This is a genomic window from Pseudomonas sp. GM55 (assembly GCF_000282395.1).
Taxonomy (GTDB): domain Bacteria; phylum Pseudomonadota; class Gammaproteobacteria; order Pseudomonadales; family Pseudomonadaceae; genus Aquipseudomonas; species Aquipseudomonas fluorescens_CC.
In genome coordinates, this window is record NZ_AKJJ01000072.1 from 1 (window position 1) to 15,136 (window position 15,136).

Annotated in this window: 15 protein-coding genes; 6 read left to right on the forward strand and 9 right to left on the reverse strand. The window is 59.7% G+C overall.

The window, feature by feature from the left end; translation table 11 throughout:
• The first annotated feature begins 78 nt into the window (after positions 1 to 78).
• The 4 genes from mdtD (at position 79) to yccS (ending at position 6,690) form a co-directional block, all read left to right on the forward strand.
• Positions 79 to 1,506 (forward strand): multidrug transporter subunit MdtD, encoded by a 1,428-nt coding sequence (gene mdtD, locus PMI31_RS18965; protein WP_008019881.1) that lies wholly within the window; start codon positions 79 to 81, stop codon positions 1,504 to 1,506.
• 105 nt (positions 1,507 to 1,611) lie between these two features.
• On the forward strand, positions 1,612 to 2,949 hold the full coding sequence (gene dbpA, locus PMI31_RS18970; RefSeq protein WP_230853210.1) for an ATP-dependent RNA helicase DbpA: 1,338 nt from the start codon (positions 1,612 to 1,614) through the stop codon (positions 2,947 to 2,949).
• A 129-nt stretch (positions 2,950 to 3,078) separates the two neighbouring features.
• Positions 3,079 to 4,257 carry an NAD(P)/FAD-dependent oxidoreductase gene (locus PMI31_RS18975; RefSeq protein ID WP_008019883.1) on the forward strand — a complete coding sequence of 393 codons (1,179 nt, stop codon included), beginning with the start codon at positions 3,079 to 3,081 and terminating at the stop codon, positions 4,255 to 4,257.
• Between the two features lie 240 nt (positions 4,258 to 4,497).
• Entirely contained in the window at positions 4,498 to 6,690 is a 2,193-nt protein-coding gene (gene yccS, locus PMI31_RS18980; protein ID WP_008019884.1) for a YccS family putative transporter, read from the forward strand.
• A 139-nt stretch (positions 6,691 to 6,829) separates the two neighbouring features.
• Here yccS and PMI31_RS18985 read toward each other — a convergent pair whose 3' ends face one another.
• Positions 6,830 to 7,567, reverse strand: coding sequence for a substrate-binding periplasmic protein (locus PMI31_RS18985; RefSeq protein ID WP_008019886.1), 738 nt, complete (start codon positions 7,565 to 7,567; stop codon positions 6,830 to 6,832).
• Positions 7,537 to 7,746, reverse strand: coding sequence for a hypothetical protein (locus tag PMI31_RS30955; protein WP_162130434.1), 210 nt, complete (start codon positions 7,744 to 7,746; stop codon positions 7,537 to 7,539). The genes PMI31_RS18985 and PMI31_RS30955 overlap by 31 nt, the downstream gene beginning before the upstream one ends.
• A gap of 78 nt (positions 7,747 to 7,824) precedes the next feature.
• Here PMI31_RS30955 and PMI31_RS18990 point away from each other — a divergent pair, with 78 nt between their 5' ends.
• Positions 7,825 to 8,280 carry a GNAT family N-acetyltransferase gene (locus tag PMI31_RS18990; RefSeq protein ID WP_008019888.1) on the forward strand — a complete coding sequence of 152 codons (456 nt, stop codon included), beginning with the start codon at positions 7,825 to 7,827 and terminating at the stop codon, positions 8,278 to 8,280.
• A gap of 93 nt (positions 8,281 to 8,373) precedes the next feature.
• Here the strand turns inward: PMI31_RS18990 and PMI31_RS18995 are convergent, their stop codons facing one another.
• The 3 genes from PMI31_RS18995 to PMI31_RS19005 are packed head-to-tail and all read right to left on the reverse strand — an operon-like array spanning position 8,374 to position 11,396.
• On the reverse strand, positions 8,374 to 8,670 hold the full coding sequence (locus PMI31_RS18995) for a winged helix-turn-helix domain-containing protein (RefSeq protein ID WP_008019889.1): 297 nt from the start codon (positions 8,668 to 8,670) through the stop codon (positions 8,374 to 8,376).
• Positions 8,671 to 8,720: 50 nt separating this feature from the next.
• A complete protein-coding gene (locus tag PMI31_RS19000) occupies positions 8,721 to 9,227 on the reverse strand; it encodes a M48 metallopeptidase family protein (protein ID WP_043302499.1) in 507 nt (168 codons plus the stop codon).
• Positions 9,228 to 9,272: 45 nt separating this feature from the next.
• Positions 9,273 to 11,396, reverse strand: a complete 2,124-nt coding sequence (locus PMI31_RS19005; protein ID WP_008019892.1) for a putative bifunctional diguanylate cyclase/phosphodiesterase — start codon at positions 11,394 to 11,396, stop codon at positions 9,273 to 9,275.
• 323 nt (positions 11,397 to 11,719) lie between these two features.
• On the opposite strand from PMI31_RS19005, the gene PMI31_RS19010 reads away from it, so the two are divergent.
• Positions 11,720 to 12,388 (forward strand): polysaccharide lyase family 7 protein, encoded by a 669-nt coding sequence (locus PMI31_RS19010; RefSeq protein WP_008019893.1) that lies wholly within the window; start codon positions 11,720 to 11,722, stop codon positions 12,386 to 12,388.
• Between the two features lie 133 nt (positions 12,389 to 12,521).
• Here PMI31_RS19010 and PMI31_RS19015 read toward each other — a convergent pair whose 3' ends face one another.
• The 4 genes from PMI31_RS19015 to PMI31_RS19030 form a co-directional block, all read right to left on the reverse strand.
• A complete protein-coding gene (locus PMI31_RS19015; RefSeq protein ID WP_008019894.1) occupies positions 12,522 to 12,959 on the reverse strand; it encodes a hypothetical protein in 438 nt (145 codons plus the stop codon).
• A 259-nt stretch (positions 12,960 to 13,218) separates the two neighbouring features.
• Positions 13,219 to 14,283, reverse strand: a complete 1,065-nt coding sequence (gene fba, locus PMI31_RS19020; RefSeq protein ID WP_007975467.1) for a class II fructose-bisphosphate aldolase — start codon at positions 14,281 to 14,283, stop codon at positions 13,219 to 13,221.
• 240 nt (positions 14,284 to 14,523) lie between these two features.
• Positions 14,524 to 14,856, reverse strand: coding sequence for an MliC family protein (locus PMI31_RS19025; protein ID WP_008019895.1), 333 nt, complete (start codon positions 14,854 to 14,856; stop codon positions 14,524 to 14,526).
• Between the two features lie 56 nt (positions 14,857 to 14,912).
• Positions 14,913 to 15,134: a hypothetical protein gene (locus PMI31_RS19030; RefSeq protein WP_008019897.1), complete on the reverse strand. Its 222-nt coding sequence runs from the start codon at positions 15,132 to 15,134 to the stop codon at positions 14,913 to 14,915.
• Positions 15,135 to 15,136 lie beyond the last annotated feature (2 nt).

Below are 15,136 nucleotides of genomic sequence, written 5' to 3' on the forward strand. Positions count from 1 at the left end.
GAGCTGGCTTGCCAGCGAATGGGCCATCAAGGCCGCCAAAAGCTTCGCTGGCAAGCCAGCTCCTACAATAGAGGTCCAATGCCCAACCGCCCGCCTCTCGACGCTGTCACCGCCCGCTGGGTGCCGTGGGTCGTCGCCATCGCGTTTTTCATGCAGTCCCTCGACGGGACGATTCTCAACACTGCCCTGCCGGCCATGGCTCGCGACCTGGCCGAAGACCCATTGCGCATGCAGGGTGTGATCATCGCCTACATGCTCACGGTCGCCTTGCTGATTCCCGCTTCGGGCTGGATCGCCGACCGTTTTGGCACCAGGAAGATCTTCTTCAACGCAATCCTGCTGTTCAGTCTCGGCTCGCTACTCTGCGCACTGTCGAGCAGCCTGAGCATGCTGATCGGCGCGCGGGTGATTCAAGGGCTGGGCGGTGCTCTGATGCTGCCGGTCGGGCGGCTGGTGGTGTTGCGCGCTTACCCGCGCTCGGAGCTGGTGCGGATCATGGGCTTCATCACCATTCCCGGGCTGCTCGGCCCCTTGATCGGCCCAACCATGGGCGGCTGGATGGTGCAATACCTGACCTGGCACTGGATCTTCCTGATCAACCTGCCAGTGGGGCTGGTCGGTTGCTACGCCGTGTGGAAATTCATCCCGGACCTGCGCGGTTCTGAGCGCACCCGTTTCGATAGCCTGGGCTTCGTGTTGTTCGGTGCGGCGATGATTCTGATCACCATCGCCATGGAAGGCCTGGGCGAATTGCACCTGCCGCACCTGCGGGTGATGTTGCTGCTGTTTGGCGGCATGGCTTGCCTGGCGGCGTACTGGCTGCGCGCCGGGCATATCGAGAACCCGTTGTTTGCGCCGTCGCTGTTCAAGACCCGGACCTTTGCCGTGGGCATTCTTGGCAACCTGTTCGCCCGCCTCGGCAGCGGCGCCCTGCCCTTTCTGGTGCCGTTGTTGCTGCAAGTGGCACTGGGTTACTCGCCGTCCCAGGCCGGGATGAGCATGCTGCCGCTGGCGGCGGCGGCGATGATCGCCAAGTGGGTGGCGCGGCCACTGATCGAGCGTCTGGGCTACCGCATCGTGCTCACCGGCAACACCCTGGCGCTGGGGATCATGCTGGCCGCCATGGGCCTGGTCAGCGAGCAGACGCCGTACTGGCTGCTGCTGTGCCTGCTGGCGATCCTTGGCGCGATCAACTCCTTGCAGTTCACCGCGATGAACACCGTGACCCTGATCGACCTCGACGACGCCAGCGCCAGCAGCGGTAACAGCCTGCTGTCGGTGGTCGCGCAATTGTCCCTGAGCCTGGGGGTTGCGTGTGCGGGTGCGCTGCTAGGCGGGTTCACGGCGGAGATCGGAAACGACGGTGTAGACACGGTCCTGGGTGCATTTCAGCTGACCTTTGTGACCGTCGGAATCATGGCAATGTTGGCTGCAACTATCTTTTCCCAGCTCTCAAAGCAAGACGGACGGCGTGTCAAACGTCCGGAACAGCACATCGAACCTTAGGGCGAATGGCCACCGGGCTGGTACACTGCGCGACATTTTGTTTTGCAGGCCAGTCCCGTGACCACCATCGCCACCGAATTTAATACTTTGCCGCTGTCCGCCGCCATGCTGGCTAACCTCGACTCCCTCGGTTATGCCCAGATGACGCCGATCCAGGCGCAAAGCTTGCCGGTGATTCTCAAGGGGATGGACCTGATCGCCCAGGCCAAGACCGGCAGCGGCAAGACTGCCGCGTTCGGCATCGGCCTGCTGAACCCGATCAATCCGCGCTACTTCGGTTGCCAGGCGCTGATCCTGTGCCCGACCCGCGAGCTGGCCGACCAGGTCGCCAAGGAAATCCGTCGCCTGGCCCGTGCCGAAGACAACATCAAGGTCCTGACCCTGTGCGGCGGCGTATCCCTCGGCCCGCAGATCGCTTCGCTGGAACACGGCGCGCACATCATCGTCGGCACCCCGGGGCGCATCCAGCAGCACCTGCGCAAGGGCTCGCTGGTACTCCACGGCCTCAACACCCTGATCCTCGACGAAGCCGACCGCATGCTCGACATGGGTTTCTACGACTCCATCGAAGAAATCATCATGCAGGCCCCGGAACGTCGCCAGACCCTGCTGTTCTCCGCCACCTACCCGGTCGGCATCAAGCAGCTGGCCTCGAAGTTCATGCGCAATCCGCAGCAGGTGAAGGCCGAAGCGTTCCACGACGACACGCAGATCGAGCAGCGTTTCTACGAGATTTCCCCGGATGACCGCATGAGCGCGGTGACCAAGGTGCTTGGCCACTTCCGCCCGGCATCCTGCGTGGCGTTCTGCTTCACCAAGCAACAAGTTCAGGAAACTGTCGATCACCTGACCGCCAAAGGCATCTCCGCCGTCGGCCTGCACGGCGATCTGGAACAGCGTGACCGCGATCAGGTGCTGGCGATGTTCGCCAACCGCAGTACGTCGGTACTGGTCGCCACCGACGTCGCCGCCCGCGGCCTCGACATCGACTCGCTGGACATGGTGATCAACGTCGAGCTGGCCCGTGATTCGGAAATCCACATTCACCGCGTGGGCCGTACCGGTCGTGCCGGTGAGAAAGGCCTGGCCATCAGCCTGGTCGCGCCGTCCGAAGCGCAGCGTGCACAAGCCATCGAACAATTGCAGAAGACGCCGTTGACCTGGGATCAGGTGGACAACCTCACCTCCAAAGGCGGCGGCCCGCTGCTGCCGCAGATGAGCACCCTGTGCATCGCTGCCGGCCGCAAGGACAAGGTTCGTCCGGGCGATATTCTTGGCGCACTGACCGGTGACGCCGGCATCCCCGGTGCCCAGGTCGGCAAGATCGCGATTTTCGACTTCCAGGCCTACGTGGCCGTGGAGCGCGGCGTCGCCAAGCAGGCCTTGCAGCGCCTGAACGACGGCAAGATCAAGGGCCGTTCGTTGCGCGTTCGCATTTTATAAACAGTCACTGTGTAGGAGCCGGCTTGCCGGCGAAGGCGGCGTGCCTGGCACACCGCGCTGCTCAATTCGCTGGCAAGCCAGCTCCTACAGGGATTGTGCCTGTAGTGGAATTTGTGTGAGGACACCGTTTTGCGCTCTACCGAAGTCGTGATCATTGGCGCTGGCGCCGCAGGGTTGATGTGTGCATTGACCGCCGCCGGGCGCGGGCGCAAGGTGTTGCTGCTCGACCATGCCAACAAGGCCGGCAAGAAAATCCTGATGTCGGGCGGTGGCCGCTGCAATTTCACCAACATGTACACCGAGCCGGGCAATTTCCTCTCGCAGAATGCGCATTTCTGCAAATCCGCCCTGGCCCGTTACACCCAGTGGGATTTCATCGGCATGGTGGCCAAGCACGGCGTGCCGTATCACGAGAAAAAACTCGGCCAGTTGTTCTGCGATAACAAATCCAGCGACATCCTCGACATGCTGCTCGACGAGTGCGATCAGGTCGGCGTCAGCCTGCACCTGGACACCTCGATCCAGACCATCGAGAGGCTTGAGAAGGGTTACCTGCTGGACACCACAATGGGCCAGATCACCTGCGAATCGCTAGTGATCGCCACCGGCGGCCTGTCGATTCCGACCCTGGGCGCCACCGGTTTCGGCTATCAAGTAGCCAGGCAGTTTGGCCACGAGCTGCTGCCGACCCGCGCCGGCCTGGTGCCGTTCACCATCACCGATCAGCTCAAGGCGTTGTGCACCGAGTTGTCCGGTACCTCGGTGGATTGCCTGGTGAGCTGCAACGACCAGAGCTTTCGCGAGAACATCCTGTTCACCCACCGCGGCCTCAGCGGCCCGGCGATTTTGCAGATTTCCTCGTTCTGGGAGTCCGGCGATACCGTCGAGATCAACCTGATGCCGGATCACGACGTGCCGGACTGGCTGCAACAGCAACAGGCCGAACGCCCCAACAGCGAGTTGAAAACCCTGCTCGGGGAAGTTTTCACCAAGAAGATGGCCAACCTGCTGGCGGACAACTGGTTCGTCTCCAAACCGATGAAGCAGTACACCCACGCCGAACTGGCCGATATCGCGGAAAAACTGGCGAGCTGGAAAGTCGTGCCGGCGGGCACCGAAGGCTATCGCACCGCCGAGGTGACCCTGGGCGGCGTCAATACCAATGAAGTGTCGTCCAAGACCATGGAATCACTGAAAAGCCCGGGGCTGTACTTCATCGGCGAAGTGCTCGACGTGACCGGGCATCTGGGCGGGTTCAACTTCCAGTGGGCCTGGGCGTCGGGGTACGCGGCTGCGCAGTACGTCTGACGCACCGCGTTATCGTTCTTCGCTGGCAAGCCAGCTCCTACAGAATTGCGCTGGACCTGTAGGAGCTGGCTTGCCAGCGAAAGCAATTTATCTGACTCACCGAATTGCATCGTGTGCCAGCAGGCCGGCTCTTAGAACAAGGAAGGAACAGATTTTGCTGTCTGATGTGATCGGCGCCATTGCGTCGGCGTCATTAGTGGCTCAATTTAGCGTCATTGCCTCGGAAGGCCTTCGCATTTCATGTCATCGACTTCGTTCCGCCAGTCTCTGCGTCGCCTTTGGGCGCTGGATAAATTCAGCTACAGCGTGCGGGTATTCATTGCCCTGACCGGCACCATGGCGTTGTGCTGGTATCAGGACGAAATGGGCCTGCTGATCCCGTTGTTCCTGGGGATTATTGCCAGCGCCCTCGCCGAGACCGACGACAGCTGGCAGGGCCGCCTCAACGCGCTGGCCGTGACGCTGGTGTGTTTCGCCGTTGCCGCCCTGTCTGTCGAACTGCTCTTCCCCTACCCCTCGCTGTTTATCATCGCCTTCGCCCTGGCCGCGTTCTGCCTGACCATGCTCGGCGCCCTCGGCGAGCGCTATGGCGCGATTGCCTCGGCGACGTTGATTCTGTCGGTCTATACCATGATCGGCGTGGACCAGCGTGGCGGTGCGGTCACCGACGTCTGGCATGAGCCGGTGCTGCTGGTGGCCGGTGCGGCCTGGTACGGCCTGCTCTCGGTGTTGTGGCAGGCGCTGTTTTCCAATCAGCCAGTGCAGCAGAGCCTGGCGCGGCTGTTCCGCGAACTGGGCTTTTACCTGAAGTTGAAATCCTCGCTGTTCGAGCCGGTCCGGCAGATGGATGTGGAGGCGCGGCGCCTGGAACTGGCCCAGCAGAACGGCCGGGTGGTCGCGGCGCTGAACGCCGCCAAGGAGATCATCCTGCACCGGGTCGGTAACGGCCGACCGGGGTCGAAAGTCAGCCGCTACCTGAAACTGTACTTCCTCGCCCAGGACATCCACGAACGCGCCAGTTCTTCGCACTACCCTTACAACGCCCTGGCCGAGGCTTTCTTCCACAGTGACGTGCTGTTCCGCTGCCAGCGCCTGTTGCGCCAGCAAGGCAAGGCCTGCCGGGCCCTGGCCGAATCGATCCAGATGCGCCAGCCGTTCACCTATGACGCCGGTTTCGCCGAAGCCCTGAACGACCTGGATGCCTCCCTCGAACACCTGCGCATCCAGAGCAACCCGGCCTGGCGCGGCTTGCTGCGTTCACTGCGGGCACTGGCGGCCAACCTCGGCACCCTCGACCGCTTGCTCAGCGATGCGAGCAACCCTGACGCCCTGGCCGACGCCACCGACAGCAGCCTGCTTGACCGTTCACCACGCAATCTCAAGGACGTGTGGCTGCGCTTGCGCACGCAGCTGACGCCGACTTCGCTGCTGTTCCGCCATGCCCTGCGATTGCCCCTGGCGCTGAGCATCGGCTACGCCATGGTGCATTTGATTCACCCGTCCCAAGGCTACTGGATCATCCTCACTACGCTGTTCGTCTGCCAACCGAACTACGGCGCCACCCGGCGCAAACTCGGTCAACGGATCATCGGCACCGCCATCGGCCTGACCCTGGCCTGGGCGCTGTTCGACCTGTTCCCGAACCCGCTGATCCAGTCGTGTTTCGCCATTGCCGCCGGGGTGGTGTTCTTTACCAACCGCACCACCCGCTACACCCTGGCGACGGCGGCAATCACCTTGATGGTGCTGTTCTGCTTCAACCAGGTGGGTGACGGTTACGGGCTGTTCCTGCCACGCTTGTTCGATACCTTGCTCGGCAGCCTGATCGCCGGGCTGGCGGTGTTCCTGTTCCTGCCGGACTGGCAGGGGCGACGCCTGAACAAAGTGCTGGCCAACACCCTGGCCTGCAACAGCATTTACCTGCGCCAGATCATGCAGCAATACGCGGCAGGCAAAAGCGACGACCTGGCCTACCGCCTGGCCCGCCGCAACGCGCACAACGCCGACGCGGCGCTGTCGACCACACTGGCCAACATGCTGATGGAGCCTGGGCATTTCCGAAAGGAGGCGGATGTGGGGTTTCGCTTCCTGGTGCTGTCGCACACGCTACTCAGTTATCTGTCGGGCCTGGGCGCGCACCGTGAAACCCAACTGCCGGCGGACGTGCATGAGCACTTGATCGAGGGGGCCGGAGTGAAACTCGCCGCCAGCATCGACGAGATCGCCCAAGGGCTGGCGAGCAAGTCTTCGATAGCGATTCAGAGCGATGACGAAGAAGCACTGGCCAATGAACTGGAACAGATGCCCGATGAAATCGATGAGGGCCAGCGGCTGGTGCAGACGCAACTGGCACTGATTTGCCGTCAGCTCGGGCCGTTGCGGACACTGGCGGCGCATCTGATCAAGGACACCAGTGAGGATTCCGCTGTCTGAGCGGGCCTCTTCGCGGGCAAGCCCGCTCCCACAGGGTTATCTGGTGGTCACAAGTTTTGTGTTCGCCTTCGCCCACTGTGGGAGCGGGCTTGCCCGCGAAGAGGCCATCAGCAACAGCACAGAATCCGGATCAGTTCACTCACATCCCATGCTGCCGCATCAACTTGTCATAACTCCCGTCCGCCTTCATGGCCGCGATCTCGCGGTCGAAACCGGCGACGATCTGCTCATGCTGCGGATTCTTCAGGCTGACCAGAATGTGCAGGCTGTTCGCGCTCAAAGCCTTGGGCAGGAATTCCACGGCGTTGCGTACCTTGGGTGACTCGCGGGCCAGGTAGTAACGGGCAACGTACTCATCTTCCAGCGTCAGTTTGACCCGGTCGGCCGCGACCATGCGCACGGCCATGGCGAAGCTGTGAACCGGGACTTTCTGCAATGAGTCGTCCTTGTCGAACTCTGGCGAATAGGCGTAACCGCGCACGATGGCAATCGGATACGTGTGCAATTGCTGCAGGTTGTTGAACTCGATGGGCACGTCTTTGCGCTTGAGAAAGCGTACGCGATTGAGCAGGTACTCGCCGGAAAACTGGCCGAGTCTTGTACGCTCGTCGTTGTACCAGGCGTTGACCAGCACGTCGTATCGGCCCTCGCCCAATCCCATCAAGGCCCGTGCCCAGGGCACCTGTTCGAACTCACTGGCATAGCCGGCCCTGGCGAGCGCGGTACTGACAATGTCCGTGGCCAGACCACCGTTGACGAGCGTGGAATCCGTAAAGGGGGGCCAGGCATCAGCGACCAACCGCAGTTTTTCTGCCGCCGCTCCCTGAACCAGCAACAGCAATCCAATCAAGGCAAAAGCTCGATGCAATCGCGGCATGCTAGAAAATCCTTAGCGGGCGGATTGCCCGGCGTGTTTTCAGCCAAAACCCCAAGGCCCCGTACCGGCAAGACCCGGGTGTTAAACATTAGCTCATCGAAGCCATAGCACAGCGCTTCGATCCAGATTACACAAAGAAGACATCCGCGCGAGAAATGAATGATGGCATTTTGGTCCATGTCACAGATTCTTCCGCCATAAAGACTTCTGGCGTAAGTGCGCTTAGTATCGGAACGACGTTTTCAGGGAATCAAAACATGACAGTCGACTGGATCTGCAAACACCACAGCGACCTGGGCAAGGAGCAGTTGTACGCCATTTTGCAGCTGCGCGCCGAGGTGTTCGTCGTCGAACAGAAATGCGTTTACCAGGATATCGATGGCCAGGATCTGGAAGGTGACACCTGCCACGTGATGGCCTGGGACGGTAACCGGCTGGTGGCCTACCTGCGGCTGCTTGACCCGCAGTCACAGGGCGGCGACGTGGTGATCGGGCGGGTGATCATCGCCCCGCAAGCACGCGGCGCCGGGTTGGGGCATGAGTTGATGGAACAGGCACTCAAACAGATCGAGAAATACTGGCCCGGCCTGCCGGTCTACCTCTCGGCCCAAGCGCACTTGCAGGGGTATTACGGGCGGTACGGGTTTGTCGTGGCGGGTGAGGAATATGTGGAGGATGGCATTCCACACATCGGGATGCGTCGTTCCGGATAGCCCCTTCGCTGGCAAGCCAGCTCCTACAGGGATTGTGTGAATCCTGCAGGAGCTGGCTTGCCAGCGAAGACGTCAGCACTGATGCCGCAAATCTCAGGGATACTCCAAGATCGCCTTGATCTGCCGCAGGTTACGCTCGATCCACCCGCGATCGATCGCACCCCACTCGCGAATCCGGTAGCGTCCCGCATGGTTGCGCGCGCCCTCTTCCTGCTCGAATTCACAAATGATATCCAGATCCGCCAACGCCGCGATGGTGTCCTGTGCCGTGCGCCGGGGCATGCCGGTGACGTCGGTCAGCGCCGGGACGTTGCTGGCCAGCCCGCTGTCGATCAGGTACGCCACATACAACCGGCGATAGAAGCTGCTCTTGGTCTTGCTTACGTCCATCCAACGCTCCTGAAAAATCGTCCGGCCGCGGCCCGAGCCTGCGGCAGCTACTACGCGCCGGCAGGTGCCGGCAAATCCCGCCAGGTCAGGTACACCCGCACATCGAATTCCACCTGGTGATAACCCGGCAGCATGTGCTCGCACAGTTTGTAGAAGGCCTTGTTGTGGTCCGATTCCTTGAAGTGCGCCAGTTCATGCACCACGATCATTTTCAGGAACTCGGACGGCGCGTCCTTGAACAGCGAAGCGATGCGAATTTCCTTCTTGGCCTTGAGCTTGCCGCCTTGCACCCGGGAGATCGTGGTGTGCAGGCCGAGGGCACGGTGGGTCAGGTCCAGGCGGTTGTCGAACAGCACCTTGTCGATGGCCGGAGCATTACGCAGGTACTCCTGCTTGAGCTCCAGGGCATAGGTGTACAGCGCCTTGTCGCTCTGCACCCCGTGCTTTTGCGGGTAACGCTGGCTCAGGTAATCGCCCAGCCGACCGTCGGCGATCAGCTGGCGCACCTGAGCCTGCAAGGTAGCAGGATAGGCCTGGAGATATTTCAACACGGTCATCGGGGCGGCAATACACATCACTAAAAGGTCGCCAGTGTAGCGAATTCAGCAAGGCAGCGCGCTCCAGTCAAACGGCTGGACAAACCGTCCGGTGTCTTCGGCCATCATCGGCCGGGCCACCAGGAAGCCCTGCACATATTCACAGCCGTTGGCCTTCAGCCATTCATACTGCGCGACGGTTTCCACCCCTTCGGCAATCACCAGCATCCCGAACTGTCTGCACAGGTCGATCACACTGCGTACCAGCGCCGCATCCCGTACCGACTCCGGCAACCGGGCGATCAGATGCCGGTCGATCTTGAGGGTATCCAGCGCCAGGTCGCGCAAGTGCGACAGGGAACACGGTCCGGCCCCGAAGTCATCCAATGCCACGCGTACGCCCAGATTGTGCAGCAGGCGCAATTGCTTGCGGGTTTCTTCGGGGTTGTGCATCAAGGCCTCTTCCGTGACCTCGACTTCCAGATGATGCGGTTGCAAACCATGGCGCTCCAGTACCTGGCGCAACTCAGTGACCAGGTTGGGCATGCCGAACTGGGTACTGCTCAAACTGACGCCGAGCACCAGGTCCTCGGTAAACAAGGACTCCCAGGCTTTGCGTTGCCCGGCGCTGCGATGGTAGATCCAGCTGCCCAGACGACTGATCAGCCGCGCCTCTTCCAGCAGTGGCAAAAACAGCCCTGGGGGGACATCGCCAACACTCGGATGCTGCCAGCGCAACAAGGCTTCGAAACCACGAATCCGCCCGTCGGCAATCGCAACCTGAGGCTGATACACCAGATTGAAATCCCGGTTCTCGATGGCTGTGCGCACACTTTCTTCCAGCATCAACCGCGAGCGCGCCCGGCCGTTCATATCGTGATCGTAGAAGCGATATTGCTGGCGACCGGCACGCTTGGCTTCGTACATGGCGATGTCAGCCGCGCGCAGCATCCCGTCGAGATTGGCGCCACAATCAGGAAATGTGGTGATGCCGATGCTGGCACCCAGGGCGATATCGAGGCCGTCGACCTGCTGACAGATCGACACTCGCTCGATGAGCTTCTCGGCAATTTTCGCCGCCTGCTCGGGGAACTCCAGATCCAGCAGCGCGGTGAATTCGTCGCCGCCCATCCGCGCCAGAATGTCGAAGGGCCGCAAGCAGGCCTTCAACTGCTCGGAGACCCAACGCAGCACCCGATCGCCGGCATCGTGCCCGAGCGAATCATTGACGCGCTTGAAGCCGTCGAGGTCCAGGTACATCAAGACCCAGGCACTGTCGGAACGCTCACCGCGCAACAGCAGGTTCTCTACGGTCTGGTAGAAACCCCGGCGGTTGAGCAATCCGGTCAGCGGGTCGGTGACCGCCTGAAATTCCAGCTGCTGGTGCAGATGACGCACCACCGACATGTCCAGCACGGTCACTACCATCGCATGTTGCTCGGCAGGCAATGGTGCGCAGGACAAGGCCACCGGCACCTGCTGGCCGGGGGCCGTACGCAACAGGGCATCGTGCAGGCGCAGGGTTTCACCGCGTTTGTATCCGGCCAGCAACTCGGAGTCGGCCCAGATCGGGATATGCGGTTTTTGCAGGTAGTCCAGAAACTCCTTGCCTTGCAGTTCCTGCACCGTGGCATTGAGCAACCGCGACATCGCCGGATTGGCAAAGCGAATCAGGCCGTCCTCACCCAATACCAGAATGCCTTCGGCAGCGTTATCGAGCACCGACGCATTAAAGGCACGAGCGGATTCCAGATCATGACTCAGGCGCTGCAAGGCCCGGCGGTTTCGCTGGTGTTCGAGCAATGCCTGAACCTTGGGCGTGAAGACCTGTGGGTCGAACGGCTTGAACATGTAATCCACCGCACCGCTGGCATAGCCCTTGATCACCGCGTCCAGGGACTGTTCGTTGGCGGTCAGGAAAATGATCGGTGTGAGACGGGTTCGCTGGCTACCGCGCATCAGGCGCGCCACTTCATAACCGTCCATGCCCGGCATCTGCACATCCAGCACCACCAGGTCGATATCGTGTTCAAGCAACAAGCCGAGGGCCTCGAAACCCGAGGCGGCAGTAATGACCCGCCAGTCCTGGCGCTGTAACAACGCGCGCATGCTGATCAGATTTTCAGGGTAATCGTCGACGACTAAGAGGGTTGAGCTGCCTTCTATTGGCGTGGGTTGCGCGCATTCCATGCTGCTTCTCTAATTGCGGGGCGTCAGACCGGCTTCTCGTGAAAACCGGACAAATACTGTGCTTTCACTCTAGACCGGGTTCTGTAAAAGCAGAAGGTGTCAGTGAGCCATCATTTAATCATAGTGTCTTTTTACCGACTAACGGTCGATGGTTCAGGCGATGGAAATCGGGAAATATGGCGTTTCGACAGGATGTTGACGTCAACCACCCGTCAGACAGGCATTAACAAAATCTCCCGCTACGCTTATAAAGGCCGCCACAGAAGGTGCGGGCTAGAGCATCTGGCACGTCCGTGCAGCATGAATCAAGTGGAAGAACCGACATGATCGACCTTGCAACCTGGAACCTCAGCGTCCCCGTCGGCAGCCCGCCGTACACCGTCGAAACCTCCAAGCTGGTGGATGGCTTCAAGGATCAATACTTCCATTCCGACACCGGAACATTGTTTTTCTGGGCGCCCGTGACCGGTTCCCGTACCGAAAACGCGATTTACCCGCGCACCGAACTGCGTGAAACCTACAGCAATGGCACACTGAAAAACTGGTATTACCCGGACGCCGACAACTTGTTGCATGCCACGCTGGCCGTTAACCAGGTGCCGAGCTCCGGGAAAATCGTCATCGGCCAGATCCATGCCTATCAAAGCCAGAAACCGCTGGTGAAGGTCGAATACCAATACAAGACAGGTACAGCCACCGGCAACATCGTCGCCAAAGTCCGGATGCATCCCGATGACGATGTGGGCCGGGTGATCGTCGTGGCGACGGGGGTGAAGCTCGATCAGCAGTTCAACTATCTCATTCACCTCAGCCCCGGTGGAGCCTTGGGCATCAGCGCGGCCGGCTATCAATGGGATACGCAGATCAGCACAACCTGGCGCGAAAAACCGCTGTACTTCAAGGCCGGGGTCTATGTGCAGGACAACACCGGGTACACCAGTGAGGGTGGGAAGGTGACGTTCAGTAAACTGGACATTGATCACGATAAGTAACTTGATTTTACTTCCGTGAGTTTTCTTTGCTTCAAATCAACCGATCTATTACAAAAAAAGGGGCAATCACCGGACTGCCCCTGCCTGAATAAAGTTTGTGGGTGCAGCCTCACAACACTTTTTGCCACTCGGGTTAAACGGGTACATCCTCGTACACAAACTCACCTTCCACAGAACCCGCGTCCTCCAAAGCCGCCTTGAAACGGCCTACTGGATAGGCGCCGTTTTTGGTGAAGAGCAAAAACCCTACAACTTTCTTGGGTGATTGCACTTTATCAAATTCAAATTGAGTAGTTATCTGATCTTGACCTTCTCCGATATTATGCTCGACATTGATATCAAGGTTCGAAGGTGCGCGAACAGCCCAATAAACGTTGTGCGTTTCAACTTGACCATTATTATTTTCGAACACGAAATCGCCACTAACTCTCAAAAAAAATGAATCTTCCACGGGACTACCATAATCCTCTCTCTTCAACTCACCAGTCGTTCCATAAAACTTATGAACCACAGTAGATTTCAGTGTAATAAAAGCTCTTTTCTGTCCATCTTCCTTCTGTTGATCAGTCATTGCTTTAGCCTCAGCAGTTAAATGAAGCTAGAGAGTGCGCGGGCATGACTGCTCAAACAACTGTCATATCTGACAGCCAGTTATATTCTTTTATAATAACTTTGTTTGTTTATATATTTATTTGCCAGTTCCATTCGACGTAATTTCTCAAACAATTCCTCTTAACAACTGCTATTTCTGCCAATCCCAACATGGCATCTGTCAGGTATAAAAAAACCCGCCTGCTGGCGGGTTTTCCTGCGACTTATACGCTCAAGTCTTAGTTAACCTTGGCGTTCAACTCACCCTTCAGATAACGCTGATACATGCCTTCCAGCGAGATCGGCTTGATCTTCGAAGCGTTGCCGGCAGTACCGAAGGCTTCGTAGCGAGCGATGCACACATCGCGCATGGCGGTCACGGTGGCACCGAAAAATTTGCGCGGGTCGAACTCGCTCGGGTTGGTGGCCATCAGGCGACGCATCGCACCAGTGGACGCCAGACGCAGGTCGGTGTCGATGTTGACCTTGCGCACGCCGTGCTTGATACCTTCGACGATTTCTTCAACCGGTACGCCGTAGGTTTCCTTGATGTCGCCGCCGTACTGGTTGATGATCGCCAGCCACTCTTGTGGAACCGAAGACGAACCGTGCATCACCAGGTGAGTGTTCGGAATGCGCTTGTGGATTTCCTTGATGCGGTCGATCGCCAGCACGTCGCCGGTAGGCGGCTTGGTGAACTTGTAGGCGCCGTGGCTGGTGCCGATGGCGATAGCCAGGGCGTCCACCTGGGTGCGTTTTACGAAGTCGGCGGCTTCTTCCGGGTCGGTCAGCATCTGGCTGTGATCCAGAACGCCTTCGGCGCCGATGCCGTCTTCTTCACCGGCCATGCCGGTTTCCAGCGAACCCAGGCAGCCCAGCTCGCCTTCTACCGAAACACCACAGGCGTGAGCCATGGCCACGGTCTGCTGGGTAACACGGACGTTGTAGTCGTAGTCGGTCGGAGTCTTGCCGTCTTCACCCAGGGAACCGTCCATCATCACCGAGCTGAAGCCCAGTTGAATGGAGCGCTGGCAGACGTCAGGGCTGGTGCCGTGGTCCTGGTGCATGCACACCGGGATGTGCGGGAACTCTTCGATGGCTGCCAGGATCAGGTGACGCAGGAACGGTGCACCGGCGTATTTGCGAGCACCAGCCGAAGCCTGGACGATCACCGGGGAGTCGGTCTTGTCAGCGGCTTCCATGATGGCGCGCATCTGCTCAAGGTTGTTGACGTTGAAGGCTGGAACGCCGTAGCCGAACTCGGCTGCGTGGTCCAGCATCTGGCGCATGCTGATAAGTGCCATTGTGTGTATCTCTCCCGGTTGAGGGTCGTTAATCGTGCCAGCCTGCCGTAGCGGCGGCGGCTATTCAAGTTATTGCAGATCGGGGGTTGGCCCGGGCTGCGAATTCGGTCATTGCTCTACAGGTCAACACATCCCTTGTAGGAGCCGGCTTGCCGGCGATGGCGTCCTTTTGGACAGCGCATGCCTCAAGGGCCTCATCGCTGGCAAGCCAGCTCCTACAGGGGTTGCGTCAAGCCGTTGTTATTCGGCCTTGCAACCACGGCCAATCAAATCATTGGTGGCGACCCAGTAAACCAGGCCTTCCTCACCTTTTATGTGAAACGCCAGCATGTCATTGCTGTACAGCGAACCCGATGCACCCGGCTCCTGCTTCAAGCGATAGACCTGATCGGCGCCGCCCAGGCGTACATCTACTTCCTTGCGGCTGTCGTCGGTGTAACGCCAAACCACTTTGGCCTGGCTGTCGCAGGTCCAGGTGGTCCAGTTATCCACAGGTGCGGACGACTGGAACAGGTTCAACTGAGCACAACCCGCCAACAGCGCCAGCGCCGTAACGGCGATAAAACCTTTCATCCGTGTCCCTCGGCTGACGGCACACGCCGCCAGCCCTGAGTAAAGAGTCAGACCCGTCAAGGGCAGCCATGTTCCTTGGCGGGTGCCTGGGTCTCGTATTTGTCCAGGCCCTCGGGCCCGGAGCGCTTGTTGAGCACCGGGTTGGTTTCCGCCTGCCAGTCCGCCTGATAACAGCCGTTGCGTGACGCCGGCGCCTCGGGCTCCGGCGTGGCTTTCGGGCTGCTCCCGCAAGCCGCCAGTGAACCCGCGACGATCAACAGCGCTAACGTCTTGACCATGT

What these genes read in the sequence shown, in the direction of transcription:
- PMI31_RS19030 (WP_008019897.1), bottom strand. Translation starts at nt 15,134, where the DNA reads ATGGTCAAGACGTTAGCGCTGTTGATCGTCGCGGGTTCACTGGCGGCT.
- fba (WP_007975467.1), bottom strand. Translation starts at nt 14,283, where the DNA reads ATGGCACTTATCAGCATGCGCCAGATGCTGGACCACGCAGCCGAGTTC.
- PMI31_RS30955 (WP_162130434.1), bottom strand. Translation starts at nt 7,746, where the DNA reads ATGGACCAAAATGCCATCATTCATTTCTCGCGCGGATGTCTTCTTTGT.
- dbpA (WP_230853210.1), top strand. Translation starts at nt 1,612, where the DNA reads ATGCTGGCTAACCTCGACTCCCTCGGTTATGCCCAGATGACGCCGATC.
- PMI31_RS18990 (WP_008019888.1), top strand. Translation starts at nt 7,825, where the DNA reads ATGACAGTCGACTGGATCTGCAAACACCACAGCGACCTGGGCAAGGAG.
- PMI31_RS18985 (WP_008019886.1), bottom strand. Translation starts at nt 7,567, where the DNA reads ATGCCGCGATTGCATCGAGCTTTTGCCTTGATTGGATTGCTGTTGCTG.
- PMI31_RS19015 (WP_008019894.1), bottom strand. Translation starts at nt 12,959, where the DNA reads ATGACTGATCAACAGAAGGAAGATGGACAGAAAAGAGCTTTTATTACA.
- PMI31_RS19010 (WP_008019893.1), top strand. Translation starts at nt 11,720, where the DNA reads ATGATCGACCTTGCAACCTGGAACCTCAGCGTCCCCGTCGGCAGCCCG.
- PMI31_RS19005 (WP_008019892.1), bottom strand. Translation starts at nt 11,396, where the DNA reads ATGGAATGCGCGCAACCCACGCCAATAGAAGGCAGCTCAACCCTCTTA.
- PMI31_RS19025 (WP_008019895.1), bottom strand. Translation starts at nt 14,856, where the DNA reads ATGAAAGGTTTTATCGCCGTTACGGCGCTGGCGCTGTTGGCGGGTTGT.
- PMI31_RS19000 (WP_043302499.1), bottom strand. Translation starts at nt 9,227, where the DNA reads ATGACCGTGTTGAAATATCTCCAGGCCTATCCTGCTACCTTGCAGGCT.
- mdtD (WP_008019881.1), top strand. Translation starts at nt 79, where the DNA reads ATGCCCAACCGCCCGCCTCTCGACGCTGTCACCGCCCGCTGGGTGCCG.
- yccS (WP_008019884.1), top strand. Translation starts at nt 4,498, where the DNA reads ATGTCATCGACTTCGTTCCGCCAGTCTCTGCGTCGCCTTTGGGCGCTG.
- PMI31_RS18995 (WP_008019889.1), bottom strand. Translation starts at nt 8,670, where the DNA reads ATGGACGTAAGCAAGACCAAGAGCAGCTTCTATCGCCGGTTGTATGTG.